This window comes from Azospirillum himalayense (assembly GCF_042657465.1).
Classification (GTDB): Bacteria; Pseudomonadota; Alphaproteobacteria; order Azospirillales; family Azospirillaceae; genus Azospirillum; species Azospirillum himalayense.
The window spans coordinates 1-2,764 of sequence record NZ_JBHSLC010000047.1 but is presented as its reverse complement, the minus strand read 5'-3'; the positions used below and the strand labels follow the sequence as shown (position 1 = coordinate 2,764).

Annotated in this window: 2 protein-coding genes; both read right to left on the bottom strand. The window is 64.9% G+C overall.

Annotated features, from left to right (window positions below):
* Nucleotides 1-12 precede the first annotated feature (12 nt).
* Entirely contained in the window at nt 13-2,265 is a 2,253-nt protein-coding gene (locus tag ACFPMG_RS21460) for a recombinase family protein (RefSeq protein WP_376997220.1), read from the bottom strand.
* Nucleotides 2,262-2,429: a hypothetical protein gene (locus ACFPMG_RS21455; RefSeq protein WP_376997219.1), complete on the bottom strand. Its 168-nt coding sequence runs from the start codon at nt 2,427-2,429 to the stop codon at nt 2,262-2,264. Before ACFPMG_RS21455 ends, ACFPMG_RS21460 begins: the two co-directional genes overlap by 4 nt.
* Between the last annotated feature and the right edge of the window lie 335 nt (nt 2,430-2,764).

Genomic DNA, 2,764 nt, shown 5'->3' with positions numbered 1-2,764 from the left:
TTAAATCGCGCTTCATACTGCCCCCGTTGCGCATCCTGGTTGTTCGAAGAGATCGAGGTGCGTGTCTATCACTCTGATATATATGCCTTTCTGGCGCCCTGCGGTTACGAAGACAGCATCCAGTCCACCGGCCTTGATCTTCTGCACCATGGCTTGGCGCGGGATCCCGAGGCTGGTCATGGCTGTGAACATGGGCACATAACCGTTCGGCGGTTCGAGAAAGAAACGCGCCTTGAGGTCGGCGTTCAGATGGATGCGCCAAGGGGCGTTCGGGGTGATCTGCTCGGCCTCGATCAGGCCGTCATGGAGATGGCGCAGCAATGTGGTGGGGGCCACCCCGAGCACATCCGCCGCCTGCCGGATGGAGACGGCATCGTCCACGGTGGCGGCGCGTGGTGTGCGCGGAGCGCCCGGGATCTTCTGGCGCCGTCGCAAGCCATTGACCCGTATCGCGTCGAAACGGTGCCCGCGTGCCGTTTTGCGTCCCTGGAGCGTGAGGATGCTGGCAATGGCATCATCGGAGTGATGCTTGGCCAGCCGTCGCACCAGAGCCACCGTTTCCTCGTCCGTCTGGACCGGTGCGGAGCGCGTGCGTGGCAAGGCCAGCTCGAGATGGCTGAGTTCGCCACCTTTCCAGCGCAAATCCAGGCGAGCTTCTTTGCGATCCCGGTCCACCGTCACGGTGATGTCCTCAATGAGTGTACGCAGCAATTCCTTCTGGTCGCGCCGTGTGGTGGTCGGAGCCTGCCATACGGTCGCCAGATCCGGGCCGAGCGTCAGAAGACGGGCGCGCTCGTCCGGGGTCAGAAGGCGTGGGCGCTCCCGCTCCCGGCGTGTCTGCTCGATGCGGGCCGCTTCGAGGGCTGCGAGGCTTTCCTCCCATTCGCGCTCCAGAGAACGGGCCACCAGGCGATTGTCCGGATCCACGGCGCGATACCGCCGCTCCGCCCGGTTCACGGCGAAGGCGGCGCGTTCCACATCGAGCCGTCCTTGCCGGAGGACGGCCTCATGGTCGCTCTCGAGGCGTTCAGCCGCGGCGATCGTGGCGGTGAGGAGGGCTGGTTCCAGCGCCGCCAGAAAGGTTCGCGCCACCATGTCGTCGAGCCGCAAGCCTCCAACCGACAGGCAATACGCTTCGCGACCTTCCATGACCAGCTTACCGACACAATGATAGTTGGGCACGCTGCGGCGCCCGTTGTAGCGCACGCGCAACCGCCGTCCGCAATGGCCGCACAGAGCAAGCCCCTGGAGAAGGGCCTGTCCCTCCCTGGCGGCACCGGCCTTGTCCGCCCTCTTGGCGCACGCCCCGGCTGGCATGTTCTGTTCCATGCGTTGCTGGTTGGCTTCCCAGCTCCGCCAGTCGATGTAGCCCTCATGGTGATCCGGAATGAGAACCGGCCACTGCTCGCGCGCCAAGTGCTTCACGCGTTTGCGGCAGACTCCCGTCTCATTGAGGACCGTCTCCTGACGGGTCCTGCCATAAACATAGGCCCCTGCATAAACCGGAGATCTCAGGACGCCGTAGATGGCGCTGTATTCGGGCGGGCTCCAGCGGATGTCGCCCTGCTCCCCCTGGCGACGGGGGAATCGGAGCCCCTGATCGCAGAACCACTTCCAGACGCGTCGCGCCGAGCCCATCTCGGCGAAACGGGCAAAGACCGTGCGGATGGCGTGGACGACGGATTCGTCGGGATGGAGCAGGATCTCACCATCCGCTTCGCCCCAGATGAATCCCACGGGCAATCCCCGGCGCAACGCCCCACGCGCGGCCTTGCTGCGCCGGCCGCCATCCAGGCGGGCGCGCAGCACGTGCAACTCCGCTTCGCTCATCGCCCCCTTGAGCCCCAGCAACAGACGGTCGTTGAACAGGGCGGGGTGGTATATGCCGTCGGCATCGGCAATCAGCGTGTCGGTGAGACCCGCCAGTTCGATGAGCCGGTGCCAGTCGGCGTTGTTGCGTGCCAAGCGGGAGACTTCCAAACCCAGCACCAGTCCGACGCGTCCGAGCGCCACGTCGGCGGTGAGCTGGGCAAAGCCGGAACGGGCGACGGCGCCGGAGCCGGACAGCCCCAGATCGGCGTCGACGACCAGGATCCGTTCCTGTGTCCAGCCGAGTTCGTGCGCGCGATGCGCCAGTTCGTATTGCCGGCGCGTGGATTCACGGTGGTGTTCGACCTGGGCAGCGCTCGATTGGCGCAGATAGACAACGGCCAGCCGGGACAGATGGCTGGCGGTGATCTTGGGGTGTTCGCGCTCCTTGCTCATCGCTCACCGTCCCCGCGGGAGGCGCGGACCAGCATGCGGGCGATGAGATGGGCGAGTCGGGTCGCCACCTCTAGACGGGCCGTCTCCTCCAGCTTCTCCCATGCGGGCAATCGCTTCGTGTGTTCCGTGCCTTTTTCGTCGATGAACTCCAAGCGCAGTTGCATGATGCTTCTCCTTGCCGGATGCCGACTGGCTCTGTCGGCCAAGCAAGGAGTCCACCAGCGCGCGCAGGTGCAGAAAATGGTTCAGTCGCCCGATGCCGGCGGCAGCAACCGTATTCGTGCCGTTTGCCCTGCCGTCGTCCATGTCGGTCCACGTTGCCGGAACATGCAGACGGCTGCCGTCCGGTAATTCGACGCGCAATTCCAATCCATCCGGCCGTTTTCGGCGACTGAGAACCCGCAGGACCTTCCCTTCATGGGCATGGCCTGCACGGGTAACTCTCACATGCGCCGGAAAGCCCTGGCGAGGGGTAGTGTGACATGTGTTCTTTCAACCA

Excerpts from the sequence above, each read along its gene's own strand:
- ACFPMG_RS21460 (WP_376997220.1), bottom strand. The coding sequence starts at position 2,265 with ATGAGCAAGGAGCGCGAACACCCCAAGATCACCGCCAGCCATCTGTCC.
- ACFPMG_RS21455 (WP_376997219.1), bottom strand. The coding sequence starts at position 2,429 with ATGCAACTGCGCTTGGAGTTCATCGACGAAAAAGGCACGGAACACACG.